This window comes from Corynebacterium ulcerans (assembly GCF_900187135.1).
GTDB classification, from domain to species: Bacteria; Actinomycetota; Actinomycetes; order Mycobacteriales; family Mycobacteriaceae; genus Corynebacterium; species Corynebacterium ulcerans.
Genome location: NZ_LT906443.1, coordinates 32799 through 51782, shown reverse-complemented (window position 1 = coordinate 51782; position 18984 = coordinate 32799). Strand labels below are relative to the sequence as shown.

Annotated in this window: 15 protein-coding genes; 6 read left to right on the top strand and 9 right to left on the bottom strand. The window is 52.4% G+C overall.

The window, feature by feature from the left end; all coding sequences use genetic code 11:
* Positions 1–44: 44 nt before the first annotated feature.
* Positions 45–1859: a GmrSD restriction endonuclease domain-containing protein gene (locus tag CKV68_RS00235; RefSeq protein WP_095076201.1), complete on the bottom strand. Its 1815-nt coding sequence runs from the start codon at positions 1857–1859 to the stop codon at positions 45–47.
* Between the two features lie 121 nt (positions 1860–1980).
* Positions 1981–2976, bottom strand: a complete 996-nt coding sequence (locus tag CKV68_RS00230) for a cation diffusion facilitator family transporter (RefSeq protein ID WP_095075369.1) — start codon at positions 2974–2976, stop codon at positions 1981–1983.
* 139 nt (positions 2977–3115) lie between these two features.
* On the opposite strand from CKV68_RS00230, the gene CKV68_RS00225 reads away from it, so the two are divergent.
* On the top strand, positions 3116–3868 hold the full coding sequence (locus CKV68_RS00225) for a hypothetical protein (RefSeq protein ID WP_231910441.1): 753 nt from the start codon (positions 3116–3118) through the stop codon (positions 3866–3868).
* A 79-nt stretch (positions 3869–3947) separates the two neighbouring features.
* On the opposite strand, the gene ilvC is transcribed toward CKV68_RS00225, so the two are convergent.
* From ilvC to CKV68_RS00210, 3 genes are all read right to left on the bottom strand, one after another.
* Positions 3948–4961, bottom strand: coding sequence for a ketol-acid reductoisomerase (gene ilvC / locus CKV68_RS00220; protein ID WP_014525652.1), 1014 nt, complete (start codon positions 4959–4961; stop codon positions 3948–3950).
* Between the two features lie 139 nt (positions 4962–5100).
* Positions 5101–5619: an acetolactate synthase small subunit gene (ilvN, locus tag CKV68_RS00215; protein ID WP_013911321.1), complete on the bottom strand. Its 519-nt coding sequence runs from the start codon at positions 5617–5619 to the stop codon at positions 5101–5103.
* A 9-nt stretch (positions 5620–5628) separates the two neighbouring features.
* Positions 5629–7500 carry an acetolactate synthase large subunit gene (locus tag CKV68_RS00210; RefSeq protein ID WP_230478269.1) on the bottom strand — a complete coding sequence of 624 codons (1872 nt, stop codon included), beginning with the start codon at positions 7498–7500 and terminating at the stop codon, positions 5629–5631.
* 487 nt (positions 7501–7987) lie between these two features.
* On the opposite strand from CKV68_RS00210, the gene CKV68_RS00205 reads away from it, so the two are divergent.
* The 3 genes from CKV68_RS00205 (at position 7988) to ilvD (ending at position 12340) form a co-directional block, all read left to right on the top strand.
* Positions 7988–9682, top strand: coding sequence for a mechanosensitive ion channel family protein (locus CKV68_RS00205; RefSeq protein ID WP_095075367.1), 1695 nt, complete (start codon positions 7988–7990; stop codon positions 9680–9682).
* Between the two features lie 51 nt (positions 9683–9733).
* Entirely contained in the window at positions 9734–10285 is a 552-nt protein-coding gene (locus CKV68_RS00200; RefSeq protein WP_014525649.1) for a PH domain-containing protein, read from the top strand.
* Between the two features lie 213 nt (positions 10286–10498).
* Positions 10499–12340: a dihydroxy-acid dehydratase gene (ilvD, locus tag CKV68_RS00195; protein WP_095075366.1), complete on the top strand. Its 1842-nt coding sequence runs from the start codon at positions 10499–10501 to the stop codon at positions 12338–12340.
* 68 nt (positions 12341–12408) lie between these two features.
* Here ilvD and CKV68_RS00190 read toward each other — a convergent pair whose 3' ends face one another.
* Together CKV68_RS00190 and CKV68_RS00185 are read right to left on the bottom strand one after the other, a co-directional pair.
* Positions 12409–13917, bottom strand: a complete 1509-nt coding sequence (locus tag CKV68_RS00190) for a DoxX family protein (RefSeq protein WP_095075365.1) — start codon at positions 13915–13917, stop codon at positions 12409–12411.
* Between the two features lie 89 nt (positions 13918–14006).
* A complete protein-coding gene (locus CKV68_RS00185; RefSeq protein ID WP_095075364.1) occupies positions 14007–14828 on the bottom strand; it encodes an HNH endonuclease family protein in 822 nt (273 codons plus the stop codon).
* A gap of 138 nt (positions 14829–14966) precedes the next feature.
* Here CKV68_RS00185 and CKV68_RS00180 point away from each other — a divergent pair, with 138 nt between their 5' ends.
* Positions 14967–16109 carry a glutathione S-transferase family protein gene (locus tag CKV68_RS00180; protein WP_095075363.1) on the top strand — a complete coding sequence of 381 codons (1143 nt, stop codon included), beginning with the start codon at positions 14967–14969 and terminating at the stop codon, positions 16107–16109.
* Between the two features lie 7 nt (positions 16110–16116).
* Here CKV68_RS00180 and CKV68_RS00175 read toward each other — a convergent pair whose 3' ends face one another.
* Positions 16117–17007: a LysR family transcriptional regulator ArgP gene (locus CKV68_RS00175; RefSeq protein ID WP_095075362.1), complete on the bottom strand. Its 891-nt coding sequence runs from the start codon at positions 17005–17007 to the stop codon at positions 16117–16119.
* Positions 17008–17077: 70 nt separating this feature from the next.
* Here CKV68_RS00175 and CKV68_RS00170 point away from each other — a divergent pair, with 70 nt between their 5' ends.
* A complete protein-coding gene (locus CKV68_RS00170) occupies positions 17078–17812 on the top strand; it encodes a LysE/ArgO family amino acid transporter (protein WP_095075361.1) in 735 nt (244 codons plus the stop codon).
* A gap of 48 nt (positions 17813–17860) precedes the next feature.
* On the opposite strand, the gene mgrA is transcribed toward CKV68_RS00170, so the two are convergent.
* A complete protein-coding gene (mgrA, locus tag CKV68_RS00165) occupies positions 17861–18976 on the bottom strand; it encodes an L-glyceraldehyde 3-phosphate reductase (protein ID WP_014836257.1) in 1116 nt (371 codons plus the stop codon).
* Positions 18977–18984: the final 8 nt, after the last annotated feature.

Here is an 18984-nt window from a genome sequence, read left to right as displayed (position 1 = left end):
AGCCTTGCGCGCCGTATCCCCATGTCCTGACGATAAGACACTTTTTACTGCGGGCGGAAGGCATCAGGACCTTCTTCGCCGCCACCCAAGTTCTCCTCATCGACGTCCATCACCGCAGAGCCACCGATAGCCTCTTCGATCATAGCGATCAAGCGTTGGCGCCGGTCTCGGAAAAACTCATTGGCATTCGCGCTCAACACAAGATGTGGGTCCATCATGTGCGTGACTAGTACCTCATCAAACTCCTGATCGTCCATCAAGGACTTGGATTGGATCCTCGCCAGGTAACGAGCAGGAGAAGATCCTTCTATCATCACGTACGTGCGACGGCCCATCGGCGTGTAATTTAACACGCTGTCAGCCAGCACTCGGTCCACGTCATTGTCATCGCACCATACCTCCGGGAAAACCGGACGGAAGTGCACTCCCAAGGTCGCCGCATTATGCCGATCAAAGGCCTGTCCTGTACGCCAATCCCGCGCGCCTCGTCCCATCAATAAGGCATAGATTCCTTTATAAAGGCCAGACTCGGGACCAGCACTGAGCAACCGCGATTCCACAAACCGGGCATTACGGATAGATTTTGGAGTCTCTACCTCATTATCCTTGCCAGCCTCAGCTGCCCGGATCCAAGAGGTGACCTCATCCACATCAGTTCCCATGCGGACAGTAAGCGCTGGCGAACCGTACAGCTCCCCAAAGACCCCACACCAGAACCACCGGTTTAGACGGTTCCACGCTTCCTGCTTGGACAGCAGGCCAGGTTCCTCAGCCAGCAGCGCAATAATCACGGCAAGGGGAATCAGCTGTGGTGCGTAAGGCACCTGCGAGGTGGATAAAATGCACCGCTCGCTCATGTAATGAGCTGACTCATGGAATGCCGCACGCATCTTTTTGGCTGCCGGAGCATAGTCCGCCACACTCAATTTCAGGATGGATTCCCGCTGTGCACTCGCTTTACCGTTGCGCGCAGAGACATACAGCGCCACAGCAGTGAGAAACTCCGTCTTTCCTATCCCGTCCAAAGCCGGGTACTTCCTGAGCACCTCGTCGGTTTTCTCCCAATCTTTTAGAAGATCAAAATCGGGATCCTGCGCAGCAAACAATGAGGTAAGAAGCTCAAACACATCCATCTGCATGCCAGAAGAATTTGCCTGAGCAAAGATAGAACCTATGCCGCCCTGGGCGGTTGCCCGGTCGAGACGCACCATTGGAATCGAATAGCCGGCAAGAGGCTTGACCACCTTATTGTTAAAGCGGCGAACATTATCGCGCGCCTGGGCGTCTGCCCCAGCAGCCATGTCAAAGAGCATGTCCGTAGCCTCATCCGACAACAAAGCTGACACTGGGATACAGCCATGAGCCAGCGCCGCCTCGCGTGAAGTGATGCCACCTTCTGGAGTCTCCGCAAAGTGGGAACGAACGACGCCCGACTCATCCACAGAAATTACGGCCTCGTCCGGCATAACCTCCGAGGAAACAGCTTTTTCTACATCCACATAAAAACGACGACGAACATTCTTGCTGCGGAAATCGACTGACTCCACGAGCCCCTCGCCACGCAAGCACTGATACAGGGAGGTGAGGCGCTGTTGCCCGTCGAGAAGCAAAAGCCCCGGTGATACGTGATGCTCCGGCGCTCCCTGAAGGGGCCGCGGCCTAAATCGCATGGGCTCGTTTCGAGTATCTAACGCCATCAGCGCGCCGACCGGATAGCCTCGCAGTACGGTAACGAGTAACGAACGAATCCGATCCACGTCCCAGCAATACGAACGTTGAAAATCCGGTAGTTGCAGGTCACCGCGATCAATGCGGTTAAACAAGTCTGCAAGATCATAGCTTGGCGTAGAAAAACCCATGGGCATGATTCTAGTCATCACAGCCCGTAGGTGCAGAGTCCGAAACATATGATGCGCAACGCTTCCTACACATCGTCACGTTAAGCCTCTACCCGAGCCCTTGATGCGTGGTTTGTATCAATCAGAAACGGTGGCAATAATCCTCGTGAGCATCATGCCCCTGCTCCTCAATCTGAATCGTGGCGTGTGCGACGCCCATGTTCTTAAGGTAGTCCTGTGCTGCGTCGAGAGGGGCACAACCTGCATCAATATGCTCATCGACAACAAGGTGGCACGTTCCCATCGCCTCATGCCCGTCTATGGTCCACACATGAAGGTCATGTACCTCCACGACCCCGCGAATACCCAGTAGGCCTTCTGCAATGGAATCAAGATCATAGCCAGCAGGAGTTCGTTCCAGCAGTACACCGAGCGCGCTCCATGCCAAAGCCAACGACCTTGGCAAGATGAGCGCCGCGATCGCGAGCGAGGCCACCGTATCCACCCACAGCCACGACGTGAGATAGATAATGGTTGCCGACACAATCACGGCAAGAGAGCCCACCATGTCTAGCACAATATGCAAGTAGGCACCCTTGACGTTGATGCTCTCATCTTTATGCCCATGCAGAAGGACCGCTCCCACGATATTGGCCAGCAAACCGACCACTCCGATCGCTAGAGTAAGCGGCGCATCAATCTCAGTTTTCTGACCCAATCGCTGAATAGCCTCCACCACGATCCATACGGAGATCACGGAAACTGCCACAGCATTAAAAAACGCAGCTATAACCTCAACCCTTTTATTACCAAAGGTGGCTTTTACAGAAGCAGGGCGCCGAGCTACGAGCATGGCAGCAAGAGCAACGATCAAACCTGTGGAGTCAGAAAGCATATGCATTGCGTCGGAAAGCAAAGCTAAAGAACCAGTCCAGAGGCCGCCCAGCAGCTCTACCAGGAAAAACACACTAGTAACAGCAACAACAGTCAGAAGTGCCCTCATACTCGATGGAACGTGTCCATGAGAGTGATCGTGACCATGCCCATGCTCGTGCGTGTGCTTGTGCTCGTGCGCATGATCATGATGCCCACCATTACGAGAGCCAGTCTTTTCCTCTGATCCTTGTCCCCTATGCATGCGCTTGACCCTACACCAAATTTCCATTAAATGAAATTATTGAAAATATCGAGCATCACCCCTGGGGATCTTTCTGAAACGAAAATCACACTTCTGTCATTTTATTAAATTCAACCTGTGCTATACCTTAATTGTTGACATGTTCTCAATTGCTTTTAAGGAAAATTACATGCTGCGTATAAAACGCTTCTTAACCCCAATTCTTGCTGTCGCACTGTTCACAACAGCTTCTCCCGTAGCCCAGGCACAACAGCAGGAAAGTGCAGCCACGACCATCAGTACAAGCACTCAGAAGTTCGGCAACGCCACTCTCATCCGCAGTATCACTGTCACCACTCCCCAAGATGAAACTCAAGCAAGAGACGGCAAAACGGTCACAGTGAATCCAGGCGACACCATTAACGTCAAACTCGAGTTAAAAATCCCAAGAAACAATATTGCCTTTACCGATTTTATGGAGCACCTCTCACCTATCGGTTCTTTCGACCCGAGCACTGGAAAGAAAACCATTTTCTTTAGAAAACCAGAAAAGACCTCTGTAGAATCCCTGGACAAACTCCCTAACAGAACATTTGAGCAAAAAAATTTACAAACAATCGAATCTATAACGCATGGTACTAGCATTTTTGGCACCGCAGGTGCTCATATAACCTACGAATACTCCTATACTGCAGCCAATCAGCCTGGCACCTTCGTCACAAGTTTTCAGATGAAAGACCCAAGCACAAAAGAATATATGGAAAAAGAACTGCCCCTTACCGTCGTAGTTAAAGGCACTGATGGCGGAAGCATACTGGGCAAAGTCTTCGCGTGGATCGGCGGCATTGCAGGCATTCTTACGCTTATCGGTGGTGGCGTGTGGCACCTTGTCAAAAATGTCCTTCGCCTCTAATGAGGGAACACAGATAGCACAATAAAAAAAGGGAGCACCGCGACTTCATTACCTAGTCGCGGTGCTCCCTTTTTATGTATTAGGCCGTCGCATCGAGCGGGTTTTTAACCCAACTCATGAGATCACGCAGTTTAGTACCGGTCTCCTCAATCGGATGCGCTGCAATTTCCTCGCGATACGCCTTCAGCTTTGGCTGACCAGCCTCTACGTCTGCGACCATATCGCGAACAAACTTTCCAGATTGTATATCTGCGAGAACTGCTTTCATGTTCTCCTTGACCTCAGGCGTAATGATTCGTGGCCCTGCCATGTATCCGCCCAGTTCTGCGGTCTCCGAAATCGAATAATTCATGTTCTCGATGCCGCCTTCCCAGATGAGGTCAACGATCAACTTCATCTCGTGCAGCACCTCAAAATAAGCCATCTCCGGAGCGTACCCAGCCTCCGTAAGAACCTCGAAGCCCTTCATCATGAGGTGTTCGAGCCCACCGCACAGAACAGCCTGCTCTCCAAACAAGTCTGTTTCAGTCTCTTCGCGGAAAGTAGTCTGGATAACTCCAGCACGTGCTCCACCAATGGCGGCTGCATAGGATAGCGCAAGGTCGCGGCCTTCACCTCGTGGATCTTGATCCACAGCGATCAGGCACGGAACGCCTTTGCCGTCGACGAACTGACGACGAACCAAGTGACCAGGTCCCTTTGGAGCGACCATACCCACTGTGATGTCGCTGCTTGGCTCAATCAGATTGAAATGAATGTTCAAGCCATGGCCGAAGAACAGTGCGTTACCTGGCTGAAGATTGGGTTCAATATCAGTCTTAAAGATTTCTGCTTGAGACGTGTCCGGAGCCAGAATCATGATGACATCCGCCCACTGCGCAGCGTCGGCATTGTTTTTTACTTCAAAGCCAGCTTCTTCCGCTTTTTCTGCAGACTTGGAGCCCTCGCGCAAACCAATAACAACCTCAACCCCAGAATCCCGGAGACATTGAGCATGAGCATGTCCTTGTGATCCATAACCGATAACGGCTACTTTGCGTCCCTGAATCAAAGAGAGGTCTGCGTCTGCATCGTAGAGAAGTTCAATTGCCATAATGATGTATACCTTTCCGTTACAACTATGCTATCAACCCACGCAGCGGATAGTGCGACGTGGAAATGAAGAAATGTTTTCCAAAGCTAGAGAAATCTGAAGCACATACCGGGTTCTGAAATACTTCTATTTCCAAGAGCTACCGGTTACCTGGCGCCATTGTTTTTGATCCGCGATGCAGGGCAATCTGCCCGGATGAAATCAATTCCAGCACCCCAAAAGGTTCAAGCACGTCCAAAAGGGCGTTGAGTTTTCCTTTGTTGCCTGTCGCTTCAATGACAACCGAGTCAGGTGCAACATCCACGATTCGAGCGCGGAAGATATTTGCGGCATCAACTACTTGCGGGCGGTTCGACGCATCAGCAGCCACCTTAACCAGCATCAAGGCTCTGGCAATAGTGGTTTCTTTTTCTAGCCGTACCACTTTAAGTACTGGAATTAATTTATTGAGCTGTTTAGTGATCTGCTCAATATTTACTTCGTCTGCGTCTACAACAATGGTAAAGCGGTTAACACCGGGCTCTTCAGTCTTTCCCGAGACAAATGACACGATGCTGAAACTACGGCGAGTAAACATCGCCACAACGCGAGACGTAATGCCGTCAGTATCTTGGACTAAAACGCTCAAGATATGGCGAGAAATATCCTTATTAGTCATCACCATCTCCTAGATTTGTTCCCGCGGGGCAAGGTTTCTTTTCGCCTGCTTTTCCAAGGACAATAAAGTTGCCTCTTCGATCAAATCATCAATCTCATCGGGAGACTCCGCAGCAGATTCTTCCCCATCAAAGAAGGGACGAAGTCCCTTGGCGTACTGAATATCCGAATTTGAGTGACCAGCCGCAACCATAGGCCACACTTGGGCATCCTCGCCCACGATAAAATCGATCACCACCGGACGGTCATTAATAGCTCGCGCCTTACGGATTGTCGGAACGATGTCCTCTGCGCGCGTAACGCGGAAAGCAGCGCAGCCAAGGGCTTCTGCGAGCCCAACAAAATCAGGCATGTAGTTATCTTTTTCGCGCAATTTAGTGTTGGAGTAATTTCCGTCGTAGAACAGAGTCTGCCACTGGCGCACCATCCCCAGGTTTCCATTGTTAATCAAAGCAACCTTGATCGGCATGCCCTCCACAGCAGCCGTAGCAAGTTCTTGATTAGTCATTTGGAAACAACCATCACCGTCGATAGCCCATACTTCAGTATCGGGAGCCCCTGCTTTGGCTCCGAGAGCAGCAGGGATGGCGTAGCCCATCGTTCCTAAACCACCGGAATTAAGCCAGGTACGGGGCTTTTCAAAGTCCAAGAATTGCGCCGACCACATTTGGTGCTGGCCTACACCTGCCGCGTAGATAGCATCAGGTCCAACTTCCTTGGATAATTCCCTGATAACTCGCTGAGGCTCGATCAAGCCGTTCTCGCTCTTTTCCCAACCGCGAGGGAAATGTTCTTTCAAACCTGCCAAATATTTCAACCAGCGAGCACTACGAGGTAGAGCAGCTTGAGAAGCCTTATATGTATTAAGAAGCGCTTCCAGAACTTCTTTAGCATCGCCCACTATCGGGACATCAACAGAACGAATTTTCCCGATTTCAGCAGGATCAATATCCGCATGAATCACTTGCGCGTCCGGTGCAAAAGAATTCAAAGCTCCAGTGACACGATCATCAAATCGAGCGCCGATAGCAATCAACAGATCACTCATCTGCATTGCTCCCACCGCTGGAACAGTGCCGTGCATTCCGGGCATCCCCATGTGCAGGTCATGCGAGCTAGGGAAAGAACCTAGGGCCATAAGGGTTGTAACCACTGGGATCTGGGCATACTCAGCAAAGGCTCGCAAAGCCTCTGCGGCATTAGCCTTAATAACTCCGCCACCGATGTAGAGGACAGGTCGCCGCGCAGAAGATATCAGTTTTACTGCCTGCTCAATTGGCCGATTGTGGGGCACACTAACAGGCTTATACCCGGGAAGATCGATCTTTGGAGGCCATATGAAGTCCACCTCTGCTTGCTGGATGTCCTTGGGGACGTCGACAAGCACTGGACCTGGACGACCGGTCTGCGCAAGATAGAAAGCTTCCGCTAGCGCCTGCGGAATCTTATTCACATCCGTGACCATCACGTTGTGCTTAGTCACAGGCATGGTAATACCGCGGATGTCCGCTTCTTGGAAAGCGTCTGTGCCTAGAAGCGAACGCCCTACTTGGCCGGTAATAGCGACGAGAGGCACTGAATCCAAGTTTGCATCAGCAATAGGTGTGACCAAGTTAGTCGCCCCTGGGCCAGAGGTAGCGATGCAAACCCCAACCCTGCCAGTTGCCTGCGCATATCCCGTTGCAGCATGCCCGGCCCCTTGCTCATGTCGGACTAGAACATGCCTTAGTTTTTGGGCGGAATACAACGCATCATAAAGAGGGAGGACCGCTCCACCGGGTAGGCCGAAGACAATGTCTGTACCCAGTGCCTCAAGCGATCGCACGATCGCCTCTGCACCTGTCATACGCTCAGGCCTTTGTGACTGGGACCGCTTAGCCATCGCAGCGGGAGAAGGCGGGACCGAAGATGTGGTCTTTGTGGTCTTTGTGGAGGCTGCCACGACTTCTAGCTCCTTGATTGTTTACGGATGTTCTGCTCGGATCTAGCCAAAGGCTTGGCTGCCTGGACTAGGTCATATGCCAATACACAGCACCGCTAAAACCATTAGTTGCCGGTTTAAACGATCTGCTTATTCAATAGTTGAACATTAAGCGGATGATGGTGGTCCGCTACGAAAAAAGCCCCCGATCAGCACTTGTGATGCTGGCGAGGGCGCTTACGTTACGACTTGGTGGCCGTTACGGCAGGCGCCGCTCGGATAGCACTACAAGTCGAATAATGTTCATAGGATGGGATACTACACGCCACACAATGGAATGTTGGCGTTTTTCCTTAGCTTACCCCCATATGGTGTGGGTCACTTCCCTATTCACACATAAGAACTAGCACACCCACCAACCCCACCAACATCGCTATCCTCGGTAGTCATGCGAACTCAATTCCTCTTGCACCAAACGTGGGACTGGTTCATCGACACGGGCCTTAACCTCCTGATCTTGGCCTTCCTGGCCTTTCTTGTGCCTCGCCTTGGGCGTTTAGCCATGCGCATCGTGGAAAAGAAGGTCATAGACGAGCATGAGGATGAGTCGAAGGCACATCTTGCTTTCGCCGGCGTGATGATCTACATCGCGCAGATGATCGCCTACTTTGTGATCTTTGTTTTTGTTTTGCAACAAATCGGCTTTACGCTCGCCGGTGCCGCCATCCCTGCCACAGCAGCCTCTGCCGCAATCGGTTTAGGCGCACAATCCATCATCGCCGATTTCCTTGCAGGCTTCTTTATCCTGAGTGAGAAGCACTACGGCGTGGGCGACTGGGTTCGATTTGAAGGCGGAGCCACCACAATTGAAGGCACGGTCATCCAGATCACGATGCGTGCAACGAGGATCAGAACGCTCGCAGAGGAAACCGTCATCATCCCCAACTCTAAAGCCGGGGTATCCATCAATAACTCAAATTATTGGTCGAGCGCAGTGGTTACCATGCCTATCCCCCTCCTCGGTTCGGATTCAATCGAAGAAGCCATAGAACGTTCAACGCACGCTACCCAACGGGCTTTACGCCGCAGTGACATTGCACCAGAAGTACTCGGCGAACTCAGCGTGCACCCCTCTGTTGCTGTGCATCAACCCAGCACAGTAGGCCAGCCTTGGACAGTAGATATGCGCTTTGTATGCCAGGTCAATCCAGGATCTCAGTGGCTTGTGGAACGCGCGATTCGTACCTCCATCATTGATGAATTCTGGCAAGAATATGGCACTGCACCTACTCTTACAGGCTCCCGGGCAGACACACTTGAGACTTCCTCGCCTTCAGATATCGCCGATTCACTCTTCCGTCCAGCAATAATCGCCAACACGGACACCCCGAGGACGGTTGCGTCGACTAGCTCCACAGACGAGATCTCCCGGCCCCTGACTAGCGCAGAAAACTCCGAGACTACCAAGGTTTTCCCAGGTGCTTCCCCTATCGCACCCGCAGAAAAGCCACGCACCACGGAGCTTCCCGACGCCCAATCACCGAACCGCGGCGATCATGCACAAGAAGATCCTGCGATTGTAGAAACCGGACTCATGGATGCCGCCATTTCTACTAACGAGCAGCAAAATTCCACCGATCAAGGAATCCACGATAAAGACGCACAATCACCAAGAGCCTCATCCGATTCTTCCACGACAACGTGGCGTCGAATTCTCACAGTCGGGGGCCGTACCCGAGTCTCCACAACTATGCTTGTTATCGGTTTTGCGCTCATAGTTTTACTCAAGGGCTTCACGCTAGAGCCTGACGACGCTTATCAGAATTCCCGTAGTGTGGCCCCACCATCACCACAGCCCACAACCCCCGTTGCGCCACCAGCGCCTCCAACCACCCCCGCGCCAAAGACAACTGAGACATCAGTACCTCAGACCTCAAGCCAACAAACTTCTTCAGAAACCCCACCCCCTGCTCCACACGGTAGCTCGGGCTCAAGTGGAGGTGTTTCAGAAGAACCAGCAAGCCCCACAAGTCCACAGGATCTTCCGCCAGACTCAACAGGCCCTGCCCCAGGGGCAGATCCGCAGGCAGAAGGCGGCACAACCGATGCGGGTACACATAATTCGCACGTAGTCACGCCTTAAGAGCTGCGGCAGACCACCCCGTTGATTCCCTGTCCATTAGGATGTTTTCCCATGAGCGAAAAATCTTCAGCTGACTCCCCTGCCGATCCCACTAAATCCTCCGGTGCGCAATCGCCAAAAACAAAAGTTGTTTTCTCCCAAGAGCGCACCCATATCTTGGCGGCTGGCATTATGGCTGCAATGCTCCTCCTTATCATCGGCGCAGCACCGCTCTATTTGTTCTGGCTATTAGCCTTCCCCGTACTCTTTATTATCTGGGTACTCAGGACGAAGACCATAGTCGATGATTCGGGCATTACGGCTAAGTACTTTCTCCAGGCTCCCGCTCATGCGGCTTGGGAAGACATTCAGGGGATCGAGTTCAAAGGGTCCCGAGCCATACTCAAGACCACACATAAGGCCTTCCCGCTACCTGCGATTACGTTCAATTCGCTCCCCCGGTTAGAGGAAGCATCTGCGGGACGTATTCCTGATGTCTTATCCCAAGGCAAGAAGGCCGCAGACGATAAGGTCGTTATCGTGCATCGTGACGGCTACCAAGAAATGCTCACAAAAGAAGAGTTTGAACGACGCGAGGCTGCAAAAAATCGCGACGAGTCCTAGTCACAGAGCTTTATGAGATGAGCTATCCTACAGAGTAGGAATAATCGTCGCCGCCTCATCCACCCATAATGAGGCCGCACGAGCTCCCCCTACTTTCCTTGGGTTCCTCGCTAAGAGAGCAGCAGTTGAAACAAGTGCTCACTGCTCTCCCCTGCCACAACGCGTCTAGCACAGCACTATATCTATACAATCAGCCCACACGTTAGGAACAGCATGTTTCCACTCCGTTCACGCGTCACTACTGTCGGTCGAAATGCCTCGGGCGCTCGCGCCCTCTGGCGGGCCACTGGAACTAAAGAGCACGAGTTTGGGAAGCCAATTGTAGCGATTGTCAATTCCTATACGCAGTTTGTTCCCGGCCATGTGCATCTTAAAAATGTTGGCGATATCGTTGCCGACGCAGTTCGAGCAGCGGGTGGAGTTCCCAAGGAATTCAACACGATCGCGGTGGACGATGGTATCGCCATGGGGCACGGGGGCATGCTCTATTCCCTTCCTAGTAGGGAGATTATTGCGGACTCGGTGGAATACATGGTGAATGCGCATACTGCCGATGCCATGGTTTGTATTTCCAACTGCGACAAAATCACTCCTGGGATGCTCAATGCCGCACTGCGCTTAAACATCCCCGCCATTTTTGTCTCTGGCGGCCCCATGGAAGCTGGCAAAGCCGTAGTGGTTGACGGGATAGCACATGCTCCGACCGACTTAATCACCGCCATCACTGCATCAGCTAATGAAGCCGTAGACGACGACTCATTGCAGACTATTGAGGAGTCTGCCTGCCCTACCTGTGGATCCTGTTCCGGAATGTTTACCGCTAACTCAATGAACTGTTTAACGGAAGCACTCGGGCTTTCTTTGCCAGGTAACGGCACTACGCTGGCTACGCATACTGCACGTAGGCAGCTGTTTGAACAGGCAGGCACCATAATTGTGGACATGTGTCAGCGATACTACGGCCAAGAAGATGAGTCAGTACTCCCCCGTAACGTAGCCACAAAAGAAGCATTTCTCAATGCGATGGCCCTTGATATGGCAATGGGCGGCTCAACTAATACGGTTCTCCACACGCTGGCCGCAGCGCAGGAGGGTGACGTCGATTTCTCGCTCGCAGATATTGATGAGTTATCACACCGGATCCCTTGTTTATCTAAAGTCGCCCCGAATGGCAGTTACCACATCGAAGATGTCCACAGAGCCGGAGGAATTCCAGCCATCCTTGGGGAGCTCCACAGGAACGGCCTACTAGAAAAAACTGTCCACTCTGTCCTCTATTCATCGTTGGATGAGTGGCTTGGCGACTGGGATGTACGCAGCAATAACCCTTCACAAGAAGCCATCGAGCTATTCCATGCAGCTCCTGGAGGCGTACGCACTACTGAGCCATTCTCTCAATCAAACCGTTGGGATTCGCTCGATCTAGACACCGCCAATGGATGTATCCATGATGTTGACCATGCGTATTCTGCTGACGGAGGTTTAGCTATTTTGCGTGGCAATCTCGCCCCCGACGGCGCGGTAGTAAAATCTGCCGGAGTTGATAAATCCGTATGGACGTTCTCTGGTCCCGCTCGCGTGGTTGAAAGCCAAGAAGAAGCCGTCTCCATCATTCTAAATAAAGAGGTCCAACCCGGCGACGTGGTGGTGATCCGCTATGAGGGTCCCTCTGGTGGCCCCGGCATGCAAGAGATGCTTCATCCAACCTCATTCCTTAAAGGTGCTGGCCTAGGCAAAGCATGCGCGCTGATCACCGATGGCCGCTTCTCGGGAGGAACATCAGGACTATCAATCGGCCATATCTCTCCTGAAGCAGCTCATGGCGGACTCATCGGTCTGATCGAAAATGGCGATCAGATCACGATTGATATTCAGGAAAGACTGTTACGTCTAGATGTGGCTGAGGATGACATCGAGCGGCGTCGTAAAGCTATGAACGCACGGGAAAAACCGTGGAAGCCGCAAAACCGCCAGCGCCCCGTATCCAAGGCTCTGCGCGCATACGCCAAAATGGCGACCTCAGCAGACAAAGGCGCGGTACGTCACGTAGATTAACAATTACACAAGAAAAGACCCTGACCTCCGGAAACCTGGAGATCAGGGTCTTTAGTGCTTTCCTTGGTTTAGACCAGTGGATTTACGGCGGCTCCGAACCACCACAATGCCACTGCTCCGGCGATTCCTAAGATGGCAAAGACCCACGAGCTAGCAAGTGGCCGCTTAGCCCAACTCCGACTTACATCAAAGGAGATAAGGCCCGGGCCAGTGAACTGTAGCACCAGCGAGATAGTGGTGAGGAAGAATGCAAACCAGATGGAATCATTAAGGTCGAGGAGATTCAGCGACTCCGCGCTCGCAATATGATGCACCGTGAGGAATGACGTCACAACAGTAGCCACAGCAGCAGCGACTGGAGTAAGCAAACCAAAGACGAGGAAAACACCTGCCGCCAATTCCATAGCTGGTACAGCAACAGCTAACGTGCTGGCATAAGCGTAGGAAGAGAACTGATCCTGCAGGCCGTTTATTCCTCCAGAATTTCCCATAGCAAAGAACACTTGGACGGCATCCAAAATCAACCAAGCACCAAAAACGACGCGCAGCACAAGCAAACCAAAATCGATTGTTCCGCGTTTAGCTGCAACGGCAAGAGCGTGTGTGTCTACCGGTTCCGGCTGCGGTGTTACTGGCGCAACCGGAGGTGCTGATGCAACCACAGGTGCTTGCTCAACCGGGGATTCAGCAAAGGAGGTAGTAGCAGGTGCTGCTACCGGCGCCGGCGTTACTACCGTGCTTGGCGACGCCGCAGGCTGCGCAGGTGGTACCGGAGGCACAGCGGGTGCGAAATCCTCATCCATATACGCCGCACGCTCAGTAGGAGCAGGGTCTCGGTATACCGAGGTGGGAGCGTCCGAAGCAAGCGGTTGACTATGGCGTTGAGTATCCCGCCCCAGGGCTGCTGTCTTCTCCTCTCCCGGAGTTTTAGGAATCACAGATTCTGCGACAGGGGCGTCCGGAGCAGCTGGAGCAACCGGAGTCACTGGGTCAGTCGAAGCAGCCGGCGCCGCACTAAACACAGTGGTTTTATCTTCCGCAGGCATAGGCTGTTTTGCCACAGGCTCTGTACTAAAAGACTCCGTGGGTGGATGCTGCACCTTTGCTTGAGAAACCACTTCTGGTGTCACGGCAGGTTTAGCGTCTGCGGCATCATTCTCCGAAGCTAAAGGCTTCTGCGAGACAGTAGCCGGCTCATCGGCCACTACCTTTTCCGCATCGCGAGGCGGTTCTATGAGAGGAGAATCCGACACAGCTTCCGGTGTGGATTCTTTGTGAGGGGTAGCGTCGACACGCTCTTCCTTCTCAGTAGGTTTTTCTACATGCGGAGGCTGCACACGCGCGGGCTCAGGGGCAGCGTCGCTTCGCGTTGAGGGTTGAATCGACTGAGGTGCCACACGTCCCGCGCGTTCATAAATGCTCTTGGCAGGGTCTACGGGATCTACAGTTTTCTGTGAAGGTTGTTCCTGAGGAGATTCTGGAGACTCTTCACGTGGCGATGACGCGGAGGGGGCTTGGTATGTGGGGATCTCGTCGTCAAGATCGCTAGCACGGTCGGGCTTGGCATTGTCGTTCATGCGCCCCAGAATATGCGAAAAACTTGAAGAAGAGGGGAAGTCCTCGGCGCGCCCGGACGTTAAATTTTAGATGCATCCGGGCAGATAGTCTAGGAACAGGACTTCAATGCTCCCGCTAAGGCAGCTTTTTCTCGGGTTGTTACGGTAAGAGCGTACAAAGACTTTACTCGGATCTGACGCTGTGCGTACTCACATGTGAATGCTTTATTTGATGGCATCCATTGGTCTGCAGTTTTTGCTTTCTTAATGCGGTTTGCTTCCAGCGACGTGGCCACCAAGTTGATCGGATCGTTGGCAAAGTTACGACGCTTTTGCTCGTCCCACGTGTATGCGCCGGCGTACCAAGCGTTGGCTAACGGAACGATATGGTCGATATCTACGCCGTGTTTTTTCTTTCCACCGCGGACAAAGTTAATAGTGCTTCCGGTATAAGGGTCTACCAATTTTCCTTTTTCTATAACACAATCTCTGGTCTTATTCCGAACAACTATGTCGGTGAGATCTCGACGCAAGATGTCGTTTCTGGTGTCGCAACCATTATGCCCACCTTCAACATCCACGTCATCACTCCAGGCTTGACCAAAGTGGTCCCGGTTGTATATTGGTTTTCCCCCGAGGGCATCGTCGATAGGAAGCGATTCCAGCGTTGCGGCATCGGCAGTTGCCACGAAAGTTTCAGGGGCGATCCCCTCTTGAGGCGCCTCTTGAGCCGGGAGCGGTTGCGCGTCAATGAGAGGTAGGGGCGCATCCTGCGAATCTGCAGCATCAGCATTGGATACCCACTGGCTAAAAGCATCTGTGAGATTTCCAGAAAACAGACCAATGCTCGTTACGATCGCGAGGGACAGGATCGTCGCACGAATAAACGCTCGTTTTATTGCACGGGGCAGGTTATTGGTTCTCATATTCATAATGATTTAAACGTAACAGTTCATGCCAACGAATGATTTAAACGTAACAGTTCATGCCAACGATTGCATGTAAAAAATCTCACGCCTTTAGCGGGATTTTATCACGAATTTAATATTAAAAAATCTATACTTGATGACATGTCACCAGCACCCTTACATCCCAATTCCCCAGAAGAGGAACCAGAGAACACCAGCACACACAGTGAAGACTTCGACGGCTACGAAAGCTACACATCCAAAGATAACGGCGGAGAGTTCCAACGCGACACCCTTTATATCGACGATCGCATTCTCTCCACCGTTGACCACCCCACGCCGCAAAAAGACGGTCGAACGCTCTGGCCCGTTGAGCCTGGACGTTATCGCCTCATCGTTGCCCGAGCCTGCCCGTGGGCACACAGAGCAGTAATCACACGCCGCCTGAAAGGTCTTGAAGATGCTATCTCTCTTGGGTTAGCAGGACCAACCCACGATTGGCGCTCTTGGACGTTCGATCTCGACCCAGGAAAAGTTGATCCTGTCCTCGACATACCAAGGCTTCGCGACGCCTACCTCAAGCGATTCCCCAATTACTCACGCGGGATCACCGTTCCGGTGATCGTCGAGATTGCTTCAGGAAAAGTAATCACCAACGATTACCCCAGCATGGTGCCCGATCTTAACGATCAATGGTCCGCATACGAGCGTCCCGGCGCGCCAGACCTCTACCCGTTAGAGCTGCGCAAAGACATCGACACACTAACAAAGTTTATGTTCACCGAGATCAACAACGGAGTCTATAGATGTGGATTTGCGGGAACTCAAAAAGCTTATGATGCAGCCTACGATCGACTTTTCTCCGCTCTCGACATCATCGAAAAGCGGCTCTCTTCCCAGAGATACCTCGTAGGCCGTCATATTACGCTCGCAGATATTTACCTTTACACCACGCTCATCAGATTCGACGCGGTATACCACGGTCATTTCAAGTGCAATCGCAATAAAATTACGGAAATGCCCATGATCTGGGGATACCTACGGGATCTCTTTCAAACCCCCGGGTTCGGCGACACCACCGATTTCTATGAAATCAAGCAGCACTACTACATTACCCATGCTGACATAAACCCCAATCAGATCGTGCCCAATGGCCCCGACTTTGCCCAATTCTTCACAGAGCATCATCGGGAAGCTTTCGACGGCACACCTTTCCGTGAAGGTGTTTCACTCCCCACTCCACTCTCCTACTCAGAGTGTCTAAAAAATCCCGTCCCCGGACAGGCGCACACTCCTCACTCCTAATATCCCGTTACGCTGCACCACTCATGGGGCGCAATACCTGCGACGCAGCCGAGATGACCGACTCCGTAAGTCGGTCAAGGGACGGCGACTCTAGCCGCCACCGCTGCCAATACAGCGGCACTTCAAAAACAGTGGAATCCAGCATGACCACTTCACCACTTTCCAGCAAAGGCGCAGCCTGAGATTCCGGCAGCAATGCCCACCCCAACCCCACCCGAGCCGCTTCGAAAAACGCTTCTACAGAAGGTATTTCAGACACTCGACGCCGACGCGGTACCTGACCTAACCTGCGTTCAAGATCTCTATCCTGCAACGCATCCCGTGGGCCAAAACGCAGCACCGGCATCGTATTCCAGTCCACTGTCCCATCTTGATGGGTGTAGCGATCTAAAAGCCATGGGTTTGCCACTGATACGTAGTGGAATGCTCCCAGCGCAATTGACTCACAACCCGATGCAGCTTTGGCCTCACCGGTAACTGCACCGAGCACATCTCCACGTTTGAGAAGGTCAAGCGAATAAGCCTCGTCGTCGACCCGAACATGCAAGGTAGCTGAATCCCATCGTGCGACGTCGGCAAGCACTGGCTTAAACCACTCAGATAACGAATCCGCGTTGACTGCCACGGTCAGCGGGACGCGGTCGATACGCTCGTGGAGCTGAGCGTTTGCCTCAGCCTGTAGTAGTTCCATTCTGCGCGCGGTGTGGAGCAGGATCGTGCCCGCATCGGTGGGAGTAGGAGGCGAGGTTCGACGAATGACCACCCGGCCAATCTCTTTCTCTAGCGCCTTAATTCTCTGACTTACCGCGGACGGCGAGACCCCCAAAATGGAGGCTGCGTCTTCAAAGCTTCCCTCATCGATAATCGCGGACAATGTTTGCAGGTGAAGTGGGTTCATGAAGCTATTCTAAACCAAGTGTAAAATCATTCATTTTACTTAACATTACTGCACGGTGCATTCTTGAGACATGAGTATTGCAATCGCTGGATTCCTGATGGGTTTGTCCCTTATTGTTGCCATCGGCCCGCAAAATGCTCTCATTATTAGACAGGGCGTCAAACGTGAGGGCGTCCTGGCCGTGCTTCTGGTCTGCATCATTTCCGATGTCATCCTGATCTTTGGTGGCACAGCAGGCGTTGGTGCGCTTGTGGAACGCGCGCCGGTAGCCCTCGTGGCGTTGAAGTGGCTCGGTGCCGCGTATCTCTTGTACTTCGGTATTAGCTGTTGGAGGGACGCTCTTAAACGACGTGGCGACGCCCTCACTGTGGAAGAATCAGAGCCCGAGTACGCCGAAAGCTCCGAAATGTATTCCCAGCAACACGGCAGCTCTAGCCTGATTACTGCCCCTAAAACGCGTATAGGAACGCCTTCACGACGTTCCACGGAACAGCAGAACAAGGCACACGACCCCCGTCCCTGGGCCAAGCCCGTCTTGGCAGCGCTTGCTTTTACGTGGCTTAACCCTGCCGCTTACATCGACGTTTTAGTGATGCTCGGAGGCATCGCGAATCAGCATGGAGAAACCGGGCGCTGGGTCTTCGCTTCCGGTGCTCTCGCGGCAAGCTTTGTATGGTTCCCATTCATCGGATTTACGTCACTCCGATTTGCGCATGTACTTGCTCGTCCGACAGTTTGGCGCTACATCAACATAGCCATCGGCATCATCATGTTCATCATGTGCTTCCGTTTGCTGATGCACTAACTGAGTGAGGGGAGAAGGCAGCGTGCCCTCTCCCCTTTTTACAGTATTTTACTGAGGCTCAGAGTCCGAACCGTGAGTCTTCGATTTCGTTGCTCCAGCCCAGATATTGATCCCGCCGTCGTTAGCAATCGTATCGATTTCATTGAGTTCTTCAGTGGTAAAGCTCAGATTGTTGAGCGCATCAATGTTTTGATCTAGCTGTTCAACTGAAGAAGCTCCAATTAACGCACTAGTAACGGTCTCTACCCCGTAATCTCCTTGCTCTCGCAACACCCATGCAATTGCCATCTGCGCAAGGGTCTGCCCACGCCTCTTGGCAATCTCATTGAGTTTGGCCACCATCTCGAGGTTGCTAGGAGAAAGCATGTCCGTTCCCAAAGACTTCCCAGCCGCAGCACGCGAGTTTTCTGGAATCCCATCCAAGTAACGGTCAGTCAGCAACCCTTGCGCCAGAGGTGAAAACGCGATAACCCCAAGACCAGAATCAGCAGCAGATTCCAGGAGGGAATCACCGTCTTCACCGGGTTCTTCCACCCAGCGATTCAAAATGGAATAACTCGGCTGATGAATAAGCAACGGGCAGCCCTCTTCTGCCATCATCGTCGCAGCCTCACTAGTGAGCTCTGCACCGTATGATGAGATTCCCACATAGCGGGCCTTACCCGAGGCCACAATATCGCGCAGCGCGTATACCGTTTCCTCCAACGGGGTGTCTGGGTCCGGGCGATGGTGATAGAAAATATCCACGTGATCGAGGCCCAGCCGCGATAAAGAAGCATCCAGAGAATCCATCAGATACTTCCGCGATCCACCGAAACTATAAGGACCCGCCCCCATATTCCAACCGGCTTTGCTTGAGATCACTATCTCATCGCGATACGCCTTGAGATCCTCCGAAAAAATTCGACCAAAATTCTTCTCCGCAGATCCTGCAGGTGGGCCGTAATTGTTGGCCAGATCAAAATGAGTGATTCCCCGATCAAACGCACGATGAACAATTGCGCGCTGTGTTGCTAGCGGCTTGTCGTCTCCAAAGTTATGCCAAAACCCGAGACTAATAGCAGGAAGTCTCAGCCCTGACTGCCCGACAATCCGATATTCCATATCCTTGTAGCGATCCGCGGCAGGAACGTATACAGGTTCTGTTTCTCTTGAATATGTCATACCTACCA